General features: G+C 73.0%; 18 protein-coding genes and 1 tRNA gene. 7 read left to right on the plus strand and 12 right to left on the minus strand.

The window, feature by feature from the left end; all coding sequences use genetic code 11:
- The first annotated feature begins 284 nt into the window (after window positions 1–284).
- Complete coding sequence (locus ACFVS6_RS29265) at window positions 285–1,925, plus strand: penicillin-binding transpeptidase domain-containing protein (protein ID WP_389708468.1); 1,641 nt, start codon at window positions 285–287, stop codon at window positions 1,923–1,925.
- A gap of 162 nt (window positions 1,926–2,087) precedes the next feature.
- Window positions 2,088–2,561, plus strand: a complete 474-nt coding sequence (locus tag ACFVS6_RS29270; RefSeq protein ID WP_389708470.1) for a YbaK/EbsC family protein — start codon at window positions 2,088–2,090, stop codon at window positions 2,559–2,561.
- Between the two features lie 53 nt (window positions 2,562–2,614).
- Here ACFVS6_RS29270 and ACFVS6_RS29275 read toward each other — a convergent pair whose 3' ends face one another.
- From ACFVS6_RS29275 to ACFVS6_RS29290, 4 genes are all read right to left on the minus strand, one after another.
- On the minus strand, window positions 2,615–3,790 hold the full coding sequence (locus ACFVS6_RS29275) for a serine hydrolase domain-containing protein (RefSeq protein WP_389708471.1): 1,176 nt from the start codon (window positions 3,788–3,790) through the stop codon (window positions 2,615–2,617).
- Window positions 3,791–3,912: 122 nt separating this feature from the next.
- Entirely contained in the window at window positions 3,913–4,725 is an 813-nt protein-coding gene (locus ACFVS6_RS29280) for an energy-coupling factor ABC transporter ATP-binding protein (RefSeq protein ID WP_389708473.1), read from the minus strand.
- 67 nt (window positions 4,726–4,792) lie between these two features.
- Entirely contained in the window at window positions 4,793–5,554 is a 762-nt protein-coding gene (cbiQ, locus tag ACFVS6_RS29285; RefSeq protein WP_389708475.1) for a cobalt ECF transporter T component CbiQ, read from the minus strand.
- Between the two features lies 1 nt (window position 5,555).
- A complete protein-coding gene (locus ACFVS6_RS29290) occupies window positions 5,556–6,614 on the minus strand; it encodes an energy-coupling factor ABC transporter permease (protein ID WP_389708477.1) in 1,059 nt (352 codons plus the stop codon).
- 178 nt (window positions 6,615–6,792) lie between these two features.
- Here ACFVS6_RS29290 and ACFVS6_RS29295 point away from each other — a divergent pair, with 178 nt between their 5' ends.
- Window positions 6,793–7,191, plus strand: coding sequence for an SsgA family sporulation/cell division regulator (locus ACFVS6_RS29295; RefSeq protein WP_362877686.1), 399 nt, complete (start codon window positions 6,793–6,795; stop codon window positions 7,189–7,191).
- A gap of 81 nt (window positions 7,192–7,272) precedes the next feature.
- On the opposite strand, the gene ACFVS6_RS29300 is transcribed toward ACFVS6_RS29295, so the two are convergent.
- Both ACFVS6_RS29300 and ACFVS6_RS29305 read right to left on the minus strand, forming a co-directional pair.
- Window positions 7,273–9,486, minus strand: a complete 2,214-nt coding sequence (locus ACFVS6_RS29300; RefSeq protein WP_389708479.1) for an MMPL family transporter — start codon at window positions 9,484–9,486, stop codon at window positions 7,273–7,275.
- 125 nt (window positions 9,487–9,611) lie between these two features.
- A complete protein-coding gene (locus ACFVS6_RS29305) occupies window positions 9,612–10,211 on the minus strand; it encodes a TetR/AcrR family transcriptional regulator (protein WP_389708481.1) in 600 nt (199 codons plus the stop codon).
- Window positions 10,212–10,401: 190 nt separating this feature from the next.
- Here ACFVS6_RS29305 and ACFVS6_RS29310 point away from each other — a divergent pair, with 190 nt between their 5' ends.
- Window positions 10,402–13,683, plus strand: a complete 3,282-nt coding sequence (locus tag ACFVS6_RS29310) for a S41 family peptidase (protein ID WP_389708483.1) — start codon at window positions 10,402–10,404, stop codon at window positions 13,681–13,683.
- A gap of 73 nt (window positions 13,684–13,756) precedes the next feature.
- Here the strand turns inward: ACFVS6_RS29310 and ACFVS6_RS29315 are convergent, their stop codons facing one another.
- The 4 genes from ACFVS6_RS29315 to ACFVS6_RS29330 form a co-directional block, all read right to left on the minus strand.
- Window positions 13,757–13,933 (minus strand): hypothetical protein, encoded by a 177-nt coding sequence (locus ACFVS6_RS29315; RefSeq protein ID WP_389708485.1) that lies wholly within the window; start codon window positions 13,931–13,933, stop codon window positions 13,757–13,759.
- Between the two features lie 74 nt (window positions 13,934–14,007).
- Window positions 14,008–14,889: an SDR family oxidoreductase gene (locus ACFVS6_RS29320; RefSeq protein WP_389708487.1), complete on the minus strand. Its 882-nt coding sequence runs from the start codon at window positions 14,887–14,889 to the stop codon at window positions 14,008–14,010.
- Entirely contained in the window at window positions 14,886–15,854 is a 969-nt protein-coding gene (locus ACFVS6_RS29325; RefSeq protein ID WP_389708489.1) for an alpha/beta fold hydrolase, read from the minus strand. The genes ACFVS6_RS29320 and ACFVS6_RS29325 overlap by 4 nt, the downstream gene beginning before the upstream one ends.
- Window positions 15,851–17,482, minus strand: a complete 1,632-nt coding sequence (locus tag ACFVS6_RS29330; protein ID WP_389708491.1) for a flavin-containing monooxygenase — start codon at window positions 17,480–17,482, stop codon at window positions 15,851–15,853. The genes ACFVS6_RS29325 and ACFVS6_RS29330 overlap by 4 nt, the downstream gene beginning before the upstream one ends.
- A gap of 203 nt (window positions 17,483–17,685) precedes the next feature.
- Between ACFVS6_RS29330 and ACFVS6_RS29335 the strand changes: the two genes are divergently transcribed.
- Window positions 17,686–18,402, plus strand: coding sequence for a MerR family transcriptional regulator (locus ACFVS6_RS29335; protein WP_389708567.1), 717 nt, complete (start codon window positions 17,686–17,688; stop codon window positions 18,400–18,402).
- On the opposite strand, the gene ACFVS6_RS29340 is transcribed toward ACFVS6_RS29335, so the two are convergent.
- Window positions 18,384–19,187 carry an exodeoxyribonuclease III gene (locus tag ACFVS6_RS29340; RefSeq protein ID WP_389708493.1) on the minus strand — a complete coding sequence of 268 codons (804 nt, stop codon included), beginning with the start codon at window positions 19,185–19,187 and terminating at the stop codon, window positions 18,384–18,386. The two genes, ACFVS6_RS29335 and ACFVS6_RS29340, sit on opposite strands and share 19 nt — an antisense overlap.
- 38 nt (window positions 19,188–19,225) lie before the next feature.
- Here ACFVS6_RS29340 and ACFVS6_RS29345 point away from each other — a divergent pair, with 38 nt between their 5' ends.
- On the plus strand, window positions 19,226–19,720 hold the full coding sequence (locus tag ACFVS6_RS29345; RefSeq protein ID WP_389708495.1) for a GNAT family N-acetyltransferase: 495 nt from the start codon (window positions 19,226–19,228) through the stop codon (window positions 19,718–19,720).
- A gap of 110 nt (window positions 19,721–19,830) precedes the next feature.
- Entirely contained in the window at window positions 19,831–20,577 is a 747-nt protein-coding gene (locus ACFVS6_RS29350) for an SMI1/KNR4 family protein (protein WP_389708496.1), read from the plus strand.
- A 132-nt stretch (window positions 20,578–20,709) separates the two neighbouring features.
- Here ACFVS6_RS29350 and ACFVS6_RS29355 read toward each other — a convergent pair.
- Window positions 20,710–20,783: transfer RNA gene (locus tag ACFVS6_RS29355), tRNA-Ala, on the minus strand.
- Window positions 20,784–20,810 lie beyond the last annotated feature (27 nt).

A 20,810-nucleotide genomic window follows, 5' to 3' on the forward strand; every position in this document is an offset into this window, starting at 1 on the left:
CTACTTCTGGCCCATCTACACGGGCCAGACCCTCCCCATGGACTCCTGGCGCAACAGGATGTGGCTGGACACCTGGATCTAGCAGCACGAACGAGGGGCCCGGCACCGCACGGTGCCGGGCCCCTCGTGGTTGTCGGCACCGGCGGTCGGCGCCCGCCCCACCCCCCGCGGCGATGTTCCGGTCGGGTAACAACGCGCATGCCGCTCGCTCGCACAGAGTAAGGTCCGCACCTGGGGTTCTTTGAACATGTTCAGAGAACTGTGGACACGGGGGAGGACGAAGGATGAACGGGGCGGCAAAGGGCGCCATCATCGGCGGGGTGTTCCTCGCGATGGTCGGCGGGGCGGGATACGGCGCCTGGACACTGGTGGCCGACGAGGGCGGCGGCGCGGGCGCCGCCGAGGTGGGCGGCAAGGCGGCCCCCGCGTCCAAGGGGACCGGACCGGTCGCGGAGAAGGACGCGGCCGCCACCGCGAAGGCCTTCCTCGCCGCGTGGGCGGCGGGCGACGCCCAGGCGGCGGGCGAGCTGACGAACAACGCGCCGGCGGCGCGGACGGCCGTCGCGGACTACCGGACCAAGGCGTACGTCTCGAAGACGGTGATCACCCCCGGCACCCCGGACGGCACCACCGTGCCCTTCAAGGTCGAGGCGGAGGTGACGTACGAGGGCTCGACCAAGCCCCTCGTCTACGACTCCCGGCTGACCGTCGTGCGCGGGGTGAGCACCGGCAAGCCGCTCGTCGACTGGCAGGAATCGGTGGTCCACCCGCAGCTCCAGAAGGGCGAGGCGCTGCGCGCCGGCACCCCGGCGAGCCCGCCGGTCAAGGCGATCGACCGCAACGGCAAGGAGCTGACGCCCGAGCTGTACCCCTCGCTGCGGACGGTGCTGGACCAGCTCCGCAAGACGTACGGGGAGAAGACCGGCGGCACCCCCGGCGTCGAGCTGTGGATCGAGCCGACCACCGCCGAGGCGCCCAAGCGGAGCCTGCTGACGCTGGTGGAGGGCAAGCCCGGGGAGATCCGGACCGTGCTGGACGCCGACGTGCAGGCCGCCGCGGAGAAGGCGGTCACCTCGTACGCCGAGGCCTCGGTGGTCGCGGTCCAGCCGAGCACCGGCGACGTCCTGGCCGTGGCCAACCACCGCAAGGACGGTTTCGACGCGGCGCTCCAGGGCCGCCGCGCACCGGGCTCGACGATGAAGATCGTGACGGCGGCGATGCTGCTGGAGAAGGGCCTGGTGGCGGCGGACAAGCCGGCGGAGTGTCCGCCGACCGTGTCGTGGGAGGGGAAGCCCTTCCGCAACCTGGACGGCTTCAGCCTTCAGGGCAAGCCGTTCTCCACGAGCTTCGCCCGGTCCTGCAACACCGCCTTCATCGGCCTGATCGACCAGGTCGGCGACGACGGCGCGCTCCCCCGCGAGGCGAAGGACGTCTTCGGCATCGGCCTGGACTGGAAGGCGGGCGTCGTCACCCAGGACGGCACCGTCCCGGTGACCTCGGGTCCGGCGGCGGCCGCGGAGTACATCGGCCAGGGCGCCATCCAGATGAACCCGCTGAACCTCGCCTCGATCACCGCGACGGCCCGGACCGGCGTGTTCCGCCAGCCGGTGGTCGTCAAGGCCTCCCTGGACGGGCGCACCCTGGCGACGGCCTCGCGGCCGCTCCGGCCGGGCGTATCGGCGCAGCTGGTGCGGATGATGAAGCAGACGGCCTCCCCCGGCGGCACCGCCGCCGAGGCGATGGCGTCGGTCCGGGGCTCCGACAAGGGCGCGAAGACCGGCTCGGCGGAGGTCGACGGGGCGAGCAGCCCGGACAGCTGGTTCACCGGCTTCAGCGGCGACCTGGCCGCCGCCGCGATGGTCGAGGGCGGGGGCCACGGCGGCAACGCGGCGGGCCGGATCGTCGCCGGGGTCCTCAACTCCTGACGCCCGGCCCCTCGCGGCCCCGACCCGGCCCCCGGGCCGGGTCGGGGGCGCCCGGTCCGCCAGGTACCTCCGGCCCGCCGCGTCCGTCCGTCCGCCGGCCCGGAACCCGCTCGCCCCGGAATGCGCTCGCCCCCGGGCCGGCATGGCCGCTAACGTCCCCGCATGACGACGACGCACCCCCTCTTCGCCGAGGCCCTGGCCCGGCTGGGCCTCGACCTCCCCGTCCGGACCTTCCCCGAGGGGACGCGGACCGCGGCCGATGCCGCCGCCGCGATCGGCTGCGCCCTCGGCCAGATCGTGAAGTCGCTGATCTTCGCCGCCGACGGGGTCCCGGTGCTGGTGCTGATGGACGGCTCCTCGCGGGTCGACCTGGAGGCGGTACGACGGGAGCTGGGCGCGGGCAAGGTGACGCGGGCGGACGCGGCGCTGGTCCGGGAGACCACCGGGTACGCCATCGGCGGCGTCCCGCCCTTCGGCCACCGCACCCGGACCCGCGTGCTGGCGGACCCCGGCCTGCTGGCCCACGAGGTGGTGTGGGCGGCCGCCGGCACCCCGCACTCGGTGTTCCCGATGGCCCCGAAGGAGCTCATCGAGCACGCGGGGGCCGCAGTGGCCGACGTGCGCGAACGCGACTGACGCGCCCCTCGACGCCCGCCGGCAACGTCACCGGCCTCCGTCACCCGGCGGACCTACAGGCTCGCCCCCACCGCCCGTACGAGGGCCTGCGCGCGGGGGTCGGCGGTGACGGACTTGGCGAGGCCGTTGGTGACGTAGCCGAAGCCGATGCCCGCCTCGGGGTCCGCGAAGGCCAGCGATCCGCCGCGCCCAGGATGGCCGAAGGACGCCGGGGACAGCAGCGGTGACGCCGGGCCGTGCAGCATGTGGCCGGGGCCGAAGCGGGTGTTGACGACCAGGACCCGGTCCGGCCCCGAGGAGAGTTCGGTGCCGGCGAGCGCGGTGGTTTCGGGGGTGAAGAGGCGGGCGCCGTCCTCGGTGTCGCCGATCAGCCCCGCGCAGAACCCGGCGAGGGCGCGGGCGGTGCCGATGCCCGCGGAGGCGGGAAGTTCCGCGGCCCGGTACGCGGGGGCGTTCTCGTCGGGCAGGGGGTCGATCGCGGCGAAGGCGCGGCGGGTGAGGGAGTGCGGGTCGGCGTAGGCCTCGGAAACGTTTCTGCGGGGGCGGACCTTCAGCGCGCCCGCACGTTCGGGCGGGTCGACTGGGGCGACGCGCCCCACCCGGTCGGCGGCGCCCTCCGGCAGGCCTATCCAGAAGTCCAGCCCCAGCGGACCGGTGACCTGCTCCGCGAGCCAGTTGCCGAGGGAGGCGCCGGTGACCCGCAGCACCAGCTCCGACAGCAGCCAGCTGTAGGTCTGGGCGTGGTAGCCGTGCGCGGTGCCCGGCTCCCACAGGGCGGCCTGCGCGGCGACGGCGCGCGGCCCGGACACCCCGTCGATCGCTTCCGCCGGGGTCAGGCCCCGGTCCAGCGCCGGAACGCCGACGCGGTGGGAGAGCAGGTCGCGGACGCGTGCGTGTTCCTTGCCGCCCGCCTTGAACTCCGGCCAGTACGCCCCGACCGGCGCGTCCAGGTCCAGGAGGCCGCGCTGGTGGAGCAGCAGCGGCACGGCCGCCGCGACCCCCTTGGTGGCGGACCGGACCACCTGTGCGGTACCGGCCAGCCACTCCCCCGAACCCGCGGCGTCGTCCGCGGCGTCGGCGTCCTTGGAACCGCCCCACAGGTCGACGACCCGGCGGCCGTCCCGGTACACGGCGACGGCGGCGCCGCGGTCCCCGAGGACCTCGAAGTTGCGCACGAACGCTTCCCGGACGGCCTCGAAGCCCTCCGCCACCGTCCCCTGGACCTCCACTGCCGACTCCTCGTGTGCTGCTCGCCCGCTCCGACGACCCCCGTGCGGGGTCGTCCATCAGGATGCAACGCCGCCCGGCCGGTCCTGCTTCCCCGTCCCGTACGGGGCTCGGGGGCCGGGGTTCAGCGGGTCCGGCGGCCGGGGGCGGCGGTGGCGCGCGGGTCGAAGCCGAAGGGGAGTTCCAGGCGGTGCGCGCCCATGAGTTCCTCGTCGCAGAGCAGGTCGCGGGTGGGGCCGTCGGCCGCGATGACGCCCTCGCTGAGGATCACCGCGCGGGGGCACAGTTCCAGCGCGTAGGGCAGGTCGTGGGTCACCATCAGGACGGTGACGTCCAGCGAACGCAGGATGTCGGCGAGCTCGCGGCGGGAGGCCGGGTCGAGGTTGGAGGAGGGCTCGTCGAGGACGAGGATCTCCGGGCGCATCGCCAGGACGGTCGCCACGGCCACCCGGCGGCGCTGGCCGAAGGACAGGTGGTGCGGCGGCCGGTCGGCGAAGGCCGCCATGCCGACCTGGTCGAGGGCCTCGCGGACCCTGGTCTCCAGCTCGGCGCCGCGCATTCCGGCGGCGGCCGGGCCGAAGGCGACGTCCTCGCGGACGGTCGGCATGAACAGCTGGTCGTCGGGGTCCTGGAAGACGATCCCGACGCGGCGGCGGATCTCCGCGAGGTGCCGCTTCTCGACGGGCAGACCGGCGACGGTGACGGTGCCGACGCCGCCGCCCAGGATGCCGTTGAGGTGCAGGACCAGGGTGGTCTTGCCCGCGCCGTTGGGCCCGAGCAGGGCCACCCGTTCGCCGTGTCCGACGGTGAGGTCGACCCCGAAGAGGGCCTGGTGGCCGTCGGGGTAGGCGTAGGCGACGCCGGACACCTCAAGGGAGGGCACGGCCGCGGGGGAGGACGGGGCGGGGGAAGCGGGGGCAGCGGTCACGGTGTCCATCCCATCAGACCGGTCGGGGTGCCCGGCGCACCGGACGGGGTCGCGGCGCCCGTCCCGCCGGACGGGGTCACAGCGTCCATCCCATGAGGCAGACGGCGAGGGCCGCCGCCGGGAGCACGGCCGCGTACGCCCATTGGGCGCGGGTGGCCGACACGTCGTCGATGACCGGCATGGAGCCGTTGTAGCCGCGGCTGACCATCGCGAGGTAGACCCGTTCGCCGCGTTCGTAGGAACGGATGAAGAGGGCTCCGGCCGTTTTGGCGAGGACGCCCCAGTGCCGGACGCCTCGGGCCTCGAAGCCTCGGGAGCGGCGGGCGATGGACATGCGCCGGAGCTCGCCGGTGATGACGTCGCCGTACCGGATCATGAAGGAGGCGATCTGGACGAGCAGCGGCGGCAGCTTCAGCCGCTGGAGCCCCAGCAGCAGCGACCGCAGTTCGGTGGTCGAGGCGAGGATCACGGAGGCGGCCACGCCGAGGGTGCCCTTGGCGAGGACGTTCCAGGCGCCCCAGAGTCCGGAGACGCTCAGCGACATGCCGAGCACCTGCACGCGCTCGCCCTCGGCCACGAACGGCATGAGGACGGCGAAGGCCACGAACGGCACCTCGATCAGCAGCCGTCGCAGCAGGAACCCGGCCGGGATCCGGGCCGCCGCCGCGACGGCGGCGACCAGGACCGCGTAGGCGCCGAAGGCCCACATGGCCTCCCGCGGCGTCGAGACGACGACCACCACGAAGGCGAAGACCGCGGCGATCTTGCAGTGCGGTGGCAGCGCGTGCACGGGCGAGTGCCCGTGCCGGTACAGCTTGTGCGCGTGCCCGGCCCCCATGTCAGTGGGCCGAGGGGGCGGCCGTGGAGGTGGCGGTCAGGTCCTCGGCACGGCGGCGGCGCACGCTCCAGAAGATGCCGGTGCCGACGAGGACGGTGACTCCGACGCCGATGACCCCGGCGAGGCCGCCGGACAGGCGGGCGTTCTCGACGTCCTTGACGCCGTAGTCGGCGAGCGGGGAGTCCGCGGCGGCGTGGTCCTCGACCTTGGCGTCGATGCCCTTGTCGGCGGCGACCTTCTCCAGACCGTCGGGGTTGGCCGAGGCGTAGAAGGAGACGACGCCGGCGAGGACGAGGGCGGTGACGAGGCCGGTCAGCCACACCCCGCGGGTGGAGCGGGCGGCGACGGGCGCGGCCGGCGCGGGCGCCGGAGCGTCGACGAGCTCGCCGCCGACGCGCAGCTTCAGCGGGGTGCCGAGGCCGCTCGCGGCGTGGACGAGGTCGGGCCGGACGGCGAGGACGGCGCCGACGGTCGCGGCGGTGATGAGGGCCTCGCCGATGCCGATGAGGACGTGCACGCCGACCATCGCGGTGAACACCTTGGCGATCGGGACGTCGGTGGTCCCGCCGAGGGCGTAGAGGAGGGTGAAGGCGGCCGCGGCGGCCGGTACGGAGAGCAGGGCCCCGGTGAAGGCGGCCACGGTGACCGATCGGCGGGTGGCCGGCAGCACCTTGAGGAGGCCGCGGAAGACGGCGTAGGCGACGACGACGGTGACGCCGCCCATGACGGTGATGTTGACGCCGAGGGCCGTCAGGCCGCCGTCGGCGAAGAGGATGCCCTGCATCAGCAGGACGACGGACACGCACAGCACGCCGGTGTAGGGGCCGACGAGTATGGCGGCGAGCGCGCCGCCGAGGAGGTGGCCGCTGGTGCCGGCGGCGACCGGGAAGTTCAGCATCTGCACGGCGAAGATGAAGGCGGCGACGAGGCCCGCGAGGGGCGCGGTGCGTTCGTCGAGCTCGCGGCGGGCGCCGCGGAGGCTGACGGCGACGGCGGCCGCGGCCACCACTCCGGCGGCCACCGAGACGGGTGCGTTGATGAATCCGTCGGGCACATGCATGGAGTGGCTCCGCTTCCTGTTTACCTCACAAAATCTTTAACCGTTCAAGAATAGTGCCCAGTTGCAAACCGTTGGCAAGAGCGGTCGCATCACAAATAGTGGCGCGCGTTTTCGTCGGAATGTGCGAGTCTGGACGGACAAACGGACGCAAATGTTCCGATTTCGAGGAGCCCTGTCGATGTCAGCCACCGCGGAGAATCCAGCAGCGACCGCAGACACGACCGCCGTCGAGGAGCGGGTGCGCGCCCGCGTGATCACCGACGACCCCCTCTACCGGACGATCCCGGTCGCCCTGCGCTTCGCCCCCGACGAACCGCTGGCCGTACGGATCGTCTTCCCCGCCGAGCTGTCCCCCGAGGGCACGGACAACGAGTGGGTCTTCCCCCGCGCCCTGTTGGAGGCGGGCCTGTCGTCGCCGACGGGCACCGGGGACGTGCGCGTCTGGCCGTGCGGCCGCGTGCAGGCGGTCGTCGAGTTCCACTCCCCCGACGGGGTCGCGGTCGTCCAGTTCGACATCGCCGCGCTGCGCCGATTCCTGCGCCGCACGTACGCGCCGGCCGCCCCCGCCACCCGTTAGGCGCAGCGGCCGGGCACCGGAACGGCCCCGGCCCCGCACCCCCGAAGGGGTGCGGGGCCGGGGCCGGTGTGCGTGCTCCGGTCAGGCGTTGACGAGCTCGCGGTCCTTGCCCGGACCCTCCGCGGGTCCGGAGTCCTCGCCGAGGTGCTTGCGCAGGCTCTCGCCCTCGACGTCGACGTTCGGCAGGATCCGGTCGAGCCACTTCGGCAGCCACCAGGCCTTGTGCCCGAGGAGCGCGAGCACCGCCGGGACGATGGCCATGCGGACCACGAAGGCGTCGAAGAGGACGGCGATGGCCAGGCCGAAGCCGATCATCTTGACCATCTGGTCGCTGGCCCCGAGGAAGCCGGCGAACACCGCGATCATGATGACGGCGGCGGCCACGACCACGCGGGCGCTGTACTGGAAGCCGGTGACGACCGCCTGGCCCGGGCGCTCGCCGTGGACGTACGCCTCCCGCATGCGGGTGACCAGGAAGACCTCGTAGTCCATGGCCAGACCGAAGACGACGCCCACCATGAAGATCGGCATCATCGACATGATCGGACCGGTCTGCTCCACCCCGAAGACCGAGCCGAGCCAGCCCCACTGGAACACCGCGACGACCGCGCCGAGGGCCGCGACGACCGACAGCAGGAAGCCGAGGGCGGCCTTCAGCGGAACCAGGATCGAGCGGAAGACGAGCATCAGCAGCAGGAAGGCGAGACCGACCACGAGCGCCAGGTAGGGCAGCAGCGCGTCGTTCATCTTCTGCGAGAAGTCGATGTTCATCGCGGTCTGACCGCTGACGAGCACGTCGTCCCCGCTGCCGTCGCGGATCGTGCGGACCAGTTCCTCCGTGGCGTGGGAGGAGGGCCGGTCCTTGGGGATGACGCTGACGATCGCCGCGTCCTTGGCCTCGTTCTGCATCGGCGGGGCCACCGCCGCGACCCCGGGCAGACCCTTGATCCGCTCGGCGGTGCTGTCGGCGAGCGCCTTGTCGCCGTCGACGACCACCATCAGCGGGCCGTTGAACCCGGGGCCGAAGCCCTCGGACATCAGGTCGTACGCCTTGCGCTGGGTGGTGGACACCGGCTGGGCGCCGTCGTCCGGCAGACCCATCTCCAGCTTGCTCGCCGGGATGGCGATGACGCCGAGGCCGATGACTCCGGCGAGCAGCACCATGACGGGGCGGCGGAGCACGAAGCGGGCCCAGCGGGTGCCGCCGTTGGGCTTGGCCTTGAGGTCGGCGCCGGAGCTCTTGGCCTTGCCCTTGCCGAACAGCTTGCTCTTCTCGCCCGCGGGCAGGACCTTCTTGCCCGCGAAGCCGAGGATCGCCGGGACCAGCGTCAGGGCGACGAGGACGGCGATGACCACCGTGCCCGCGGCCGCGACACCCATCTTGGTCAGCATCGGGATGTTGACGACGGCCAGGCCCACCAGGGCGATGACCACGGTCAGACCGGCGAAGACCACGGCGGAGCCGGCGGTTCCGGCGGCCCGGCCCGCGGCCTCGTCCCGCTCGCGGCCCTCGGCGAGCTCCGCGCGGTAGCGGGAGACGATGAAGAGGGCGTAGTCGATGCCGACCGCGAGGCCGATCATCATCGCGAGGGTGGAGGTGGTGGAGCCGAGGTCCAGGACGTTGGCGAGCGCCGTGATGGAGGAGACTCCGATGCCCACGCCGATCAGCGCGGTCAGCAGCGGCAGGCCGGCGGCGATGAGCGAGCCGAAGGTGATCACGAGGACGATCGCGGCGACCAGGATGCCGATGATCTCGCCGGAGCCCGTCTCGGGCGCCACCATCAGGGCGTCGCCGCCGATCTCGACGCCGAGACCCTGCGCCTGGGCGTCCTTGCCGGACTCCTTGAGCGCGTCGCGGGTGGCGTCCTTCAGCTCCATGCCGCTGACCTTGTACTTGACGCTGACGTAGGTGGTGGAGCCGTCCTGGCTCACCGCCTGCGTCTTGTACGGGTCGTCGACGGTGGCCACCTCGGCGGCGCCGGGGCCGCTCCTGAGGCCGGAGATGACCTTCTCGACCTCGGCCTTGACGCTCGGGTCGGTGACCTTGGCGCCCGCCGGGGCCTTGATGACGATGCGGGCGGTGGCGCCGTCGGCGGCCATGCCCGGGAACTTCTGGTCCAGCAGGTCGAAGGCCTTCTGGGCCTCGGTGCCGGGTATCGAGAACGAGCCGGAGGTGGGCGCGGAGGCCGTCGCGGCGCCGAAGCCGGCGGCGAACAACAGCGCCACCCAGACGAGGGCGACGAAGCGGCGGCGCCGGAAGGCACCGCGGCCGAGCCGGTAGAGGAAGGTGGCCACGTGGGTGGTTCTCCCGTTCAGGTCGTGGGATGGATCCGGGACGGATCAGGGCGTGGAAAGCCGGCCCGACGACGAGAGCGGCGTGTCAGGAGCAGCGGGACGGTGCGGAACTTCTGGGGAGGGGATCAGACGCCGAGGGCGGGGAAGACCACGGCATCGATGAACTCGCCGAGGAAGGCCTGGTCGACGGACCGGTCCTCGATCAGCGGGAGCGCGATGAACGCTCCGATGAGCATGTGCGGGACGAAATCCAGGGCCGGACAGTCCGGCCGGATCTCGCCCCGGTCGACGGAGCGTTGCAGCAGTTGCTGCAGGCCGTTGATCTCCGGATCGACCAGCAGGTCCCGCAGCGCCTTGTGGAGCTCCGGGCTCTCGTGGACCGCATGGGCCAGACCCCGCATCAGCGCGGTGTCCTTCGCCATCTGCGCGTCATCGGAGTGCGCCACCATCAGCGCGAAGTCCCCCCGCAGGGTCCCCGTGTCGATCTCCCCCAGGGAGACCGGCTGGGTACATCGCAGGGCCTTGGCGACCAGCTCCGGCTTGCTCCCCCACTGGCGGTAGAGGGTGGCCTTGCTGGACTTCGTACGGGCGGCGACCGCGTCCATGGTCAGCGCGTCGTAGCCGACCTCGCGGAGGAGGTCGAGGACCGCCTCGTGGAGTTCGGCCTGCCGCTCGGGGGTGATCCGGCTGCGCCGCGCCGACGTCTCCGACGCCTCTTCGGTCATCTCCGTACCCCCTGCCGAGCGAAACTGTTCCGTACCGTTAAGACGATACCCCGCCCCCGAAGGGAACGAAACCGTTCCGTTTCGTTATCGGGAGTGGCGTCGGTCACCCGGTCGTCGCGCGCCCCGAATCCCCCGAAGGGGATCACCTGTACGAGTTGCCGGGGCCCCCTGCCGCGGAAAGCATTGGGGGGTGAGTCACGACGTCGCGTACCTCCGGTTCCCGCACCTGCACGACGACCTGCTGTGCTTCGCCTCCGAGGACGACCTCTGGGTCGCCCCCCTCGTTCCCGAAGGAGCCAGGCCCGGCCGGGCCTGGCGGATCACCGTCGACCGGACCCGGGTCAGCCACCCCCGCTTCTCCCCCGACGGCCGACAGATCGCCTTCACCACCTGGCGCAGCCTCGACCCCGAGATCCACCTCGTCCCCGTGGACGGCGGCCCGGCCCGCCAACTCAGCTACTGGGGCGCCACCGACACCCGCGTGTGCGGATGGACCCCGCCCGACGAGGACGGGCGCAGCGACATCCTGGCCGTGTCCTCGCACGGCCAGCCCTTCTCCTACTTCGCCTGGGCCTACAGCCTGCCCACCGACGGCAGCCCCGGCGGCCGCCTCCCCTGGGGCCCGGTCTCCGACCTCCAGGTCCAGGAGGGGCCGGACGGCGAACGGCGCAGCCTGCTGCTGACCGGCAAGCCGCCGCACGAGCCCGCCGCCTGGAAGCGCTACCGGGGCGGGGCCACCGGCCGGCTGTGGCTGCACGGCAAGCGGCTGCTGGAGGACATCGAAGGGCACCTCGACTCCCCCGTGTTCGTCGGCGGCCGGATCGCCTTCCTCTCCGACCACGAGGGCATCGGCAACCTCTACTCCTGCCTGCCCGACGGCACCGACCTGCGCCGGCACACCGACCACGACGAGTTCTACGCCCGCCACGCCTCCAGCGACGGCTCCCGGGTCGTCTACCAGTGCGGCGGCGACATCTGGCTCGTCGACTCCCTCGACCCCGACGCCTCCCCGCGCAAGCTCCACGTCCGCCTCGGCGGGCCGCGCGCGGGGCGCCGCACCTACCAGGTGCCGGCCGCCAGCCACGTCGACTCGCTCTCCGTCGACACCACCGGACGGGCCAGCGCCGTCGTCGTGCGCGGCAGCCTCTACTGGCTGACCCACCGCGACGGGCCCGCGCGCACCATCGCCGACACCCCGGGCGTCCGCGTCCGGCTGCCCGAGATGCTCGGCAGCGGCGGGCAGGTCGCCTACGTCACCGACGCCGAGGGCGAGGACGCGATCGAGATCGCCCACCTCCCCCGCGCCTCGGGGGAACGCGAGCCCCGGCGGCTGGCCTCGGGCGCGCTGGGCCGCGTACTGGAGCTGCTGTCCGATCCCGACGGGGAGCGCCTCGCCATCGCCTCCAACGACGGACGGCTGCTGCTCCTCGACGCGACGGAGGAGTCCAACGGCGAGGTCACCGAGCTGGTGCGGTCGATCAACGGGCCCGTCACCGACCTGGCCTTCTCCCCCGACGGCTGCTGGCTGACCTGGTCGCATCCCGGCATCGGGCGCTCGTTGCGGCAGATCAGGATGGCGAAGATCTCCGGACCCGGCCCGCACACCGTCGTCGACGTCACCAACGGCCGCTTCGAGGACGAGAACCCGGTCTTCACCCGCGACGGCCGCTACCTCGCCTTCCTGTCCTGGCGCGGCTTCGACCCCGTCTACGACGTGCACACCGGCGACCTGTCCTTCCCGCTGGGCTGCCGCCCGTACCTGGTGCCGCTCTCCTCCGCGACGAACTCCCCCTTCGCGTTCTCCCCCGACGGACGCCCCGCGGCCGGCGGACTCGACCCGGCCGAGGGGGACTCCGAATCCGGCGACGGCGCGGTGACCGTGGAGGTCGAGGGGCTGGAGAGCCGGGTCACCCCCTTCCCGGTGTCCGCGTCGAAGTACTCGGCCCTGTACCCGGTGAGCGGCGGCGGGCTGGTGTGGCTGCGCTGGCCCATCTCCGGCGCGCTCGGCGAGACCTTCGCGAACCCGGCCGACACCAGCGGCAAGCCGACGCTGGAGCACTTCGACATGACCAAGGCCCGCAAGGCCGAACTGGCCACGGGGCTCGACTGGTTCGCGGTCAGCGGGGACGGCACCCGGCTCGTCGTCAACGACGACGGGGACCTGCGCGCGGTGCCCTCGACGGAACCGGGCGACGGGGACTCGACGGTCTACCTGGACCTGCGGCGCATCCTGCACGAGGTGGACCCTGCGGCCGAGTGGCGCCAGGCCTTCGAGGAGGCGGGCCGGCTGATCCGCGCCTACTTCTGGGAGCCCGGCATGTGCGGGATCGACTGGGACGCGGTGCTGCGCCAGTACCGTCCACTGGTCGAACGGGTCGCCTCGCCCGACGAGTTCGCCGACCTGATGCGCGAGGTGCTCGGCGAACTCGGCACCTCGCACGCCTACGTCTCCCCCGCCCGCCGCAACGAGGGACCGCCGCACTACCAGCGGGCCATCGGGCTGCTCGGCGCCAACTTCGTGCCCCGGGACGGCGCCTGGATGCTCTCCCGGATCCTGCCCGGCGAGTCCTCCGACTCCAAGGCCCGCTCCCCCCTCGCGGGCACCGGCATCCGCGAGGGCGCCGTCCTCACCCACGTCGACGGCCGCACCGTCGACCCGGTGACCGGCCCCTACCCGCTGCTCGCGGCCGCCGGCGGCACCACCGTCGAGCTCACCTTCGAACCGGCCGAGGGGTCCGGGCGGGCCCGGCGGGTGGCGGTCGTACCGCTCGTCGACGACCGGCCGCTGCGCTACCAGGACTGGGTGTCCAAGCGGCGGGCCGTGGTCCGCGAGGTCAGCGGCGGCCGCTGCGGCTACCTGCACATCCCCGACATGGGCGGCTCGGGCTGGGCGCAGTTCAACCGCGACCTGCGGATGGAGATGTCCCGGCCCGCCCTGATCGTCGACGTGCGCGGCAACGCGGGCGGCCACATCAGCGAGCTGGTCGTGGAGAAGCTGACCCGCTCGATCCTCGGCTGGGACCTGACCCGGGACGCCCAACCGGTCTCGTACGCCTCCAACGCGCCCCGCGGCCCGATCGTGGCCCTGGCCGACGAGGCGACCTCCTCCGACGGGGACATGATCACCGCCGCGTTCAAACTGCTCGGCCTGGGACCGGTGGTGGGCCAGCGCACCTGGGGCGGGGTCGTCGGCATGACCGGTCGGCACACCCTGGGCGACGGGACGGTGATCACGGTGCCGATGAACGCCGCCTGGTTCCCGGAGTACGGCTGGTCGGTGGAGAACCACGGCGTCGAGCCCGACCTCGCGATCCTGCGCACCCCGCTGGACTGGGCGGAGGGCCGGCACGCCCAGCTCGACGACGCCGTGCACCTGGCACTGGAGCTGCTGGAGCAGGACCCGGCGGCCGTGCCGCCCGGCTACACGGACGTCCCGGACCGACGCCGTCCGAAGCTGCCGCCGCGCGAGTAGGCGCGCGGGAGCCCGCATGCGGAAGGGGCGCGGCCCGCGTGGTGCGGGTCGCGCCCCTCGGCATCGGGACGCGCTACTTGTCGAGCGCGTCGTCCAGGGCGTCACGGACCTGGCCGGTCCGTGAGCCCACCTCCTGCGCCGGGGCCGGGGCGCGGGTGGCCTCGGTCTCGGTGCCCTGCGCCGCGGCCCTCGCCTCGGCCTGCTCCGCGAGCCGTCTCGCCTTGTCCTGGAACTGGTCCCTCAGACCCATGCTGTTCCCTCCTGGAAAGGGTGGGGCGTGATGCCGACCAGCCTGGCACGGAGGGACGTTCCTCGCATTACGGTCTATGCGTGGTGGGTGCGTTCCTTCTCGTCGGCCGCCCCGCCGGCTCCGACGAGCCCCGTGGAGACGCCGGACAGGCGCGGCTCGAACCGCCGCATCTCCCGCTGCCCGACCGTCGCGATGATCCCCGGCAGGTAGCCGCGCGTGCCCTGCATGCCGCGCAGCCACCACTGCGCGTAGACGTGCGCCGAGCGTCGTTCGATGCCCGCCACGATCCGGTCGACGGCCGGTCCGAGCGGGTAGGTGCGGTTCGCGGGCCACGGCAGGCCGCGCCGCAGATCGCGCATGACCTCGTCCTGGTCGGCCCCGCGCACCATGTCGGTGTCGGTCCAGGACAGGTAGCCGACGCCGACCTTGACGCCCTTGTGTCCGACCTCGGCGCGCAGGCAGTGCGCGAAGGCCTCGACGCCGGACTTGGAGGCGCAGTACGCCGTCATCATGGGGGCCGGGGTGATCGCGGCGAGCGAGGCGATCTGGAGGAAGTAGCCGCGGCTCTCGGTGAGGACGGGCAGGAAGGCGCGGGCGGTGACGGCCCCGCCGATGAGGTTGACCTCGATCACGCGGCGCCATGCCACCGGGTCGGAGTCGACGAACGGCCCGCCGGCGGCGACGCCCGCGTTGGCGACGACGATGTCCACCTTGCCGAAGCGTTCCTTGACCTCCCGAGCGACCCGCTCCATCGCCTCGTGGTCGGTGACGTCGGCGTGCCAGTGGGCGCTGTCGGTGTGCAGGCGTTCGGAGACCTCCGCGAGGGCCTCCGGTTCCAGGCCCACCAGGGCGATCCTCGCGCCGCGCGCGGACAGCTTGCGGGCGAGCAGTTCGCCCACCCCGCGCGCGGCTCCGGTGACGACGGCGACCTGTCCTTCCAGACTGCTGCGGCTCACGGCGTCTTCTCCTTCTCGGCCTCTGCGGCCGGGGCGGCTCCCGCGGCCGGGTCGGCCTGTCGTGCGGGCAGGTGGCGGGCGGTGAGTTCGCGCAGGGCGGCCGAGACGGCCTCCGGCGCCTCGACGGGCGTCATGTGGCCCGCTCCGGTGAGTTCGGTCAGGCCGACGCAGTTCGGCAGGGCCGCGGCCAGCGCCCGGGCGTGCCCGATCGGGGTGAGCCGGTCGGCCGTCCCGCCGATCACGGCGGTGGGCACGGTCAGCCGGGCCAGTTCGGCGTCCAGGTCGAGGGCGGCCAGCACCTGCGACCAGGCGTGCCGGACCCCGGCGGGGCAGCCGTGCACGATGCGGGCGCAGGCCTCCACCCGGTCCGGCGCCGATCCGGGGCCCATGGTCGCGTACTTGAGCAGGGCGCGGGCGACGGGCGTGACGGGCCCGAGGGGGGCCCGCGCGCCGAGCACCGCCCGGGTCGCGCGGGTCCTCATCGGCCCGGGGCGCAGCGGCAGTACGGTCGAGCCCGCCACCAGCCCGGAGCTGCCCGTGCTGCACAGCAGGGCGGCCGCGGCGTGCTCCGCGAACTCGGGCCGACCGGCGGCGGCCATGACGGTCATGCCGCCCATGGAGTGCCCGGCGACGACGGCCCGCTCGCCGGGGGCGAGGGTGGCCTTCAGCACCGCGACGAGGTCGTCGGCGAGGCGGTCGGTGGCGTAGGCGCGGGACGCGGGGCTGCGGCCGTGGCCGCGCTGGTCGTAGACGATGACGCGGTGGTCCTTCGCCAGGTCCCGCACCTGCGCCGCCCAGAAGGCGGTGGAGCAGGTCCAGCCGTGGGCCAGGACCACGGCCGGGGCGCCCTCGGCGCCGTGCACCTCGGTGTGCAGGCGGGCCCCGTCGGCGGAGGTGACGGCCGGCACCCGGGCCGGGGTGGGGGGCGCCCAGCGCCCGGTGGTGACGTGCGCGGGCCGGTTCACGCCGCTCCCTCCTCGGCCGCGGCCGGAGCCGGTTCCGTCGCCGGGGCCGGTGCCGTCGCGCGGCCCGCGGCGGGTTTCGCGGGGTCCTTGCCGCCCCGGCCCGGCTCGGGCGCGCCGACGGCCACGGCGACGGCCGGGGCCCGCTCGCGGTCCCGGACGCGGATGACCTCGTACTCGGAGAGGTCCACCGTCCGCGTCTCCTTGCGGAACTCGCCGGTCGTGCCCGGCCAGACGGTCGTGTTGCGGCCCTGGGCGTCCAGGTACCAGCTGGTGCAGCCGCCGGTGTTCCACACGGTCCGCTCCATGCGGGCCTGCACGTTCCGGTTCCACTTGTTGACCGCGGAGGGGCGGGCGGCCAGCGCGGTGCGCCCGCCCAGGACGCCGAGCTGGCGCATGTAGTCGGCCATGTAGTTCAGCTGCGACTCGATCATCAGGATCATCGAGCTGTTCCCCAGGCCCGTGTTCGGGCCGATGATCGTCATCCAGTTGGGGAAGCCGGCCGCGGTCGCCCCGCGCAGCGACTGCATCCCGTCCTTCCAGGTGTCGGCGAGGGTCCGCCCCTCCACGCCCACGACCCGGTCGGCGATCGGCATGTCCGTGACGTGGAAGCCGGTGCCGAAGATGATCGCGTCGACCTCGGTCTCGGTCCCGTCCGCCGCCACCAGGACCGACCCGCGGACCTCCGTCAGCCCGGAGGCCACCACGTCCACGTCGGGCCGGGCCAGCGCCGGGTAGTACTCGCTGGACAGCAGGATCCGCTTGCAGCCGATCCGGTACGAGGGCGTCAGCTTGGCCCGCAGCTCCGGGTCCTTGATCGAACGCGCCATGTTGGCCTTCGCCAGCGACTCGACCAGCCCGAGCTGGTTCGGCCGCTTGGTGAAGGCGCTGACCTGGAGCTCGCGGATCCCCCACAGCAGCCCGCGGCGCGCGGCGCGGGTGAAGGGCAACTGACGGTGCAGCCAGCGCTCGGCCGAGCTGATGGCCCGGTCGGTGCGCGGCATGACCCACGGCGGGGTCCGCTGGAAGAGCGTGAGGCGCTCCACCTCGGGGGCGATGGCCGGGACGATCTGGATCGCGGAGGCGCCGGTCCCGATCATCGCGACGCGCTTGCCGCGCAGGTCGTAGTCGTGGTCCCAGCGGGCGGAGTGGAAGACCTTGCCCGGGAACCCGGCGAGCCCGGGGATCTCCGGCAGCTTCGGTTCCGAGAGCGGCCCGGTGGCGGACACGACCACGTCGGCGGTGAGGGCTCCCCCGGAGGTCTCGATCTCCCAGCGCAGTTCCTCGGTGTCCCAGCGCATCATCTCGACCTCGTGGTTCAGTCGGATGTGGCGGCGCAGTCCGAAGACGTCGGCGACGTGCTCCAGGTACTCCCGGATGGCGGGCTGCCCGGAGAAGGTCCGCGGCCAGTCCGGGTTGGGCGCGAAGGAGAAGGAGTACAGGTGCGAGGGGACGTCGCACGCGCATCCGGGGTAGCTGTTGTCGCGCCAGGTGCCGCCGACGGAGTCGGCCCGCTCCAGGATGACGAAGTCGGTGATCCCCTCGCGCCGCAGCCGTACGGCCGCCCCCAGCCCGCCGAATCCGGATCCGATCACCGCCACTCGTACGTGCTCGCGCCCACGTTCTGCCATGCCGCCCATGCCCGCCGCCTTCCGCTTCCGCAGTCCCAGCCACCACACCGCAACATTGCCAGCAATCACTGGCACAATCGGGAGAGTAGAGCAGCCCCGTACCCATGGGTAGGGGTCACGCCCGGAAAGTTACTGCGGGTACGGCCTAGGCTGCGCGTGTGGCGCACGAAGAGACAGCAGTGACGACGGAGGACGGGCCCGCGATGGCACGCGAATACCGGACCTCGGAACTGGCCGACGCGGCCGGCATACCGGTGCGCACCCTGCGCTTCTACCGCGAGCGCAAGCTGCTCCCGCCGCCCCGCCGCGAGGGCCGGATCGCCTGGTACGACGACCACCACCTCGCCCGCCTGCGCACCATCGCCGCGCTCCTGGAACGCGGCCACACCCTGGGCGGCATCGCCGAACTGACCGCCGCGTTCGAGAACGGCCGCGACGTCGGGCAGCTCGGCGAGCTCCTCGGCATGGGCTGGTCCGAGGAGACCCCGGTCCGGCTGACGCCGGAGGCCCTCGCCGACCACTTCGAGGGCGAGGTCACCCCGGAGAACCTCGCGGCCTCCCTCGACCTCGGCTACCTCGCCGTCGACGGCGAGGTCATCGTGCACGTCAGCCGCCGCCTGCTGGACGTCTCCTCGGCACTGGTCCGCGAGGGCGTACCGCTCGCCGCCGTCCTGGAGACCGGCCGCCGGGTCCGCGAGCACGCGGACGCGATGGCGGCCCTGTTCACCGAGCTGATCTCCACGCACCTGTCCGAGGAGTCCCTGCCCCGGCTACGGCCCCTCGCGAAGAGCGTGGTCGAGGCGGAGCTCACCATGGCGATGGACCGACTCCTGGCCGCGAACCAGGACCCCGACCAGGACCCCGGTCGGGACCCCGGTGGGGAAGTCGCCCGGGACCCCGGTCAGGAACCGAGCGCGTAGGCCACCGACACCGGGGCGTGGTCCGACCAACGCTCCGGGTGCGTCTCGGCGCGCTCCACCCAGGCCTTCACGGCCTTCGCCGCCAGCCCCGGGGTCGCCACCTGGAGGTCGATCCGCCACCCGGCGTCGTTGTCGAAGGCCCGGCCCCGGTAGGACCACCAGGAGTACGGTCCCTCGGCGTCGGGGTGCAGCTCGCGCACGACGTCGACGTAACCGGCCTCCGCGTACACCTTCCCCAGCCACTCCCGCTCCTCCGGCAGGAAGCCGGCGTTCTTGCGGTTGGTCTTCCAGTTCTTGAGGTCGGCTTCCCGGTGGCAGATGTTCCAGTCACCGCACACCACGACCTCCCGGCCGTCGGCCGCGGCCCGCGCCCGGAGCGCCGTCAGGTAGGTGAGGAACTCGTCCATGAACCGGTACTTCTCGTCCTGCTTCTCGGTCCCCGCCTCACCGGAGGGCAGGTAGAGGCTGGCGACGGTCACGCCCGGCAGGTCGATCTCCAGGTACCGGCCGGCGGCGTCGAACTCGTCGCTCCCGAAGCCGACCCGCACCCGCTCCGGCTCCCGGCGCGTGTACAGCGCGACGCCGGCCCGACCCTTGGCGGCGGCGGGCGCGAACACCGTGTGCCATCCCTCGGGCTTCCGCACCTCGTCCGGAATCTGCCCTTCCTCGGCCCGTACCTCCTGGAGGCACACGACGTCGGCGTCGGATCCCGCGAGCCACTCCCCGAAGCCCTTCTTGGCGGCGGCGCGGATCCCATTCACATTCACGGAGGTCACAGTGAGCATCCCAGCACCATAGCCGGAGCCTTCCGTACGATGTCCTGATGTCTCACGGGATACACCTGCGCACCGCCGCCTACGACCACCCCGACGCCGTCAAGCTCGACGCCCAGGTCCAGCTGGAATACCAGCAGCGCTACCAGGGCGAGGGTGACGCCACCTTCCTCGACCCCCGCATGTTCCTCCCGCCGAACGGCCTGTACCTGCTGGCCTACGACGCCTCGGACGCCCCCGTGGCCAGCGGGGCCTGGCGCTGCCAGGACCGGAACGAGGAGGGCTACTCCGACGGCGACGCCGAGGTGAAGCGCATGTACGTGATCCCCGAGGCCCGCGGCCTGGGCCTGGCCCGCCGCATCCTGGCCGAGCTGGAGGCCGACGCCCTCGCGGCGGGCCGCCGCCGCATGGTCCTCGAAACCGGCGACCAGCAGCCGGAGGCCATCGCCCTCTACCTCTCCTCGGGCTACGCCCTGTCCGAGAAGTTCGGCTACTACCGCTTCCACGAGTCCAGCCGCTGCATGACGAAGTCGCTGACACGCTGACCCGTCCGGCCCGTCCCGGCGGCGGGCCCGGCGGCGGTACGCGGCCCCGGCCCCACTCCACCGCCCCGCCCCTTTCCCGCCGTTGCGACCGGGCGGGTACGGTCCACCGCATGGCGAGCGAATTCGACGCGGCCGCGTCCATGCGGGGCGGTCCGTCCGACCGGGCGGAGGCATGGGCCTTCATCCGGGCCTTCGCCGCCGCCTGGTACACGCCCCTCACCGATGCCGACGGAGCCGGCGAGGAGGAGCTCCGGCGGGCGGAGGACCGCCTCGGACTCCTGCTCCCCACCGCGCTGCGGGAGGCGTACCTGCTCTTCGGCGGGCGGCGCGGGATGATCGACCACCAGGACCCGATGCTGCCTCCCGCGGAACTCTTCGTCCACGAGGACCCGGACTCCGCGGCGGTCCCCGTCCACCGTGCGGAGAACCAGGGGTGCGCCTTCTGGGGCGTCCGCCTGCGCGACCTGGGGAAATCCGACCCGCCCGTGGTCGTCCTGACGCCCGACGGGTGGCGGCCGTTCATGGACCGGCTCTCGGTGGCGTGCGTGGAACTGGTCCTGTCCGAAGCGCTGCTCGCCGACGAGCCGCTGTACGACGCGTGCGAACTGCCGGCGGACGTCGTGGACGCGGTGCCCGCCCTCTTCGAGCGCGTCGCCCTCCCCGACCATCCGATGTGGACGGGTGCCGACGGGTCCCCGGTGCGCTGGTTCTCCGCTCCCGGGCTCCTGCTGCGGCAGGACGGGACGGTCGGCGGCAGTTGGTTGCACGTCAGGGGACGGACGCCGGCCCACCTCACCGCGGCCCGCACGGCCGTTCCCGGGACCTGGACGCATCCACAGGGCACGGAACCGGCATGAGACCGGGGCCGGACCGGCCGGCCTTTCGGGTCGTGATCGGGCGCCGCCCCGTAAACGCCGAGATCCCGCCCGGTCTTTCGACCGGACGGGATCTCATGACGTTCTCGGGAGCAACCCGTGAACTGTCGTTTGTGGACCTGTGGGGATTTGAACCCCAGACCCCCTCGATGCGAACGAGGTGCGCTACCAGACTGCGCCACAGGCCCTTGCGACGTGTGAAACATTAGCATCCC

The organism is Streptomyces sp. NPDC057939, assembly GCF_042887545.1.
Lineage (GTDB): Bacteria > Actinomycetota > Actinomycetes > Streptomycetales > Streptomycetaceae > Streptomyces.